The sequence below is a fragment of the Oceanimonas marisflavi genome, assembly GCF_003049725.1.
In the GTDB taxonomy this organism is placed as follows: Bacteria; Pseudomonadota; Gammaproteobacteria; order Enterobacterales; family Aeromonadaceae; genus Oceanimonas; species Oceanimonas marisflavi.
Genome location: NZ_QAGM01000054.1, coordinates 1 through 1241 on the forward strand (window position 1 = coordinate 1; position 1241 = coordinate 1241).

Sequence of the window (1241 nt, forward strand, 5' to 3'; positions counted from 1 at the left end):
CAGGGCGAGATCGTGAACGTTTATTGAACAAATATAGGTGGTTGACGCAGTCATCCGGCTGTGATCTTATGCTTACTTTTTAGGTCTGAATCCATGTCTCTCGACGCCTTTAAAGAGCATTTCAAGCCGGTTGAAGATCATCGCCAGAGCGCCAAAGTCACGTACCCGCTGTTCGATGTGCTATTCGGCACACTATGCGCCATTATCGCGGGCGCTCGAGGCTGGTTCGAGATCCGCGAGTACCTGCTGGGTCATCACGACTGGTTTCGCGAGCAAGACCTGTTCTTGGCAGGAGTGCCGGCGGATGACACCATCGCTCGTATTATCTCCGCCATCAAGCCCGAGCTCTTCCGTGAGTGCTTTCTGTGCTGGATGCAGGCGGTGCATGAACTGACCCAGGGCGAGTTGGTTGCCATTGATGGCAAGACCTTGCGGGGCTCCTATAACCGGGAAGATCGCCTCTCCACCATTCACATGATCAGCGCTTATGCTGCCGCCAATAAACTGGTGTTGGGGCAGCTGAAAACAGACAGCAAAAGCAACGAAATCACCGCGATACCGGAGCTGCTCAGGCTACTCGACCTGCGCGGGGCGCTGGTGTCTATCGATGCGATGGGCTGCCAAACCAAGATTGCCAGGATGATTGTAGAGCAGGGTGGCGACTACCTTCTGGCAGTAAAAGGCAACCAAACCAAGCTTTCTCAGGCTGTTCAAGCGCTGTTCAAAGAGCAGCGAGCTGCCGCGCCGGATAATCAGGAATTAAAGACGGAAACTCACCATGGTCGTATCGACTCCCGGCGTTGCTATGTGCTTGATAGTGAACAGTTAGCAAGTAATTTCTCAAGCTGGAAAGGCTTAAAAACCGTCGCCATGGTTGAAAGCTTCCGTACCGAGAAAGGCAAACCCGTTCAGCTGGAATATCGTTACTACATCAGCTCAAAGGCGATGGATGCAGAGCAACTCGCACGGGCGGTGCGAGAACATTGGGCGATTGAATCCATGCACTGGATCCTGGACGTCAGCATGCAGGAAGACGGTTGCCAGATTTACAAGGGCAACGCCGCAGAAAACCTGGCCTGCCTACGGCACATGGCGCTCAATATGCTCAGAGCGGAGCCCACCAAATTGAGTATTGTTGGCAAACAAAGAAGGTGCTGGATGAAAACCGACCATCTTGAAAAGGTGCTAAAAGCAGGAATTTCAAAATTGATTGAAAACTAAGCGCTCATGCGTTCACCCTG

The 1241-nt window shown here is 52.5% G+C and carries 1 protein-coding gene; it reads left to right on the forward strand.

Annotated features, from left to right (window positions below):
• The first annotated feature begins 93 nt into the window (after positions 1–93).
• Positions 94–1221, forward strand: a complete 1128-nt coding sequence (locus DA373_RS15965) for an ISAs1 family transposase (RefSeq protein ID WP_107853257.1) — start codon at positions 94–96, stop codon at positions 1219–1221.
• Positions 1222–1241: the final 20 nt, after the last annotated feature.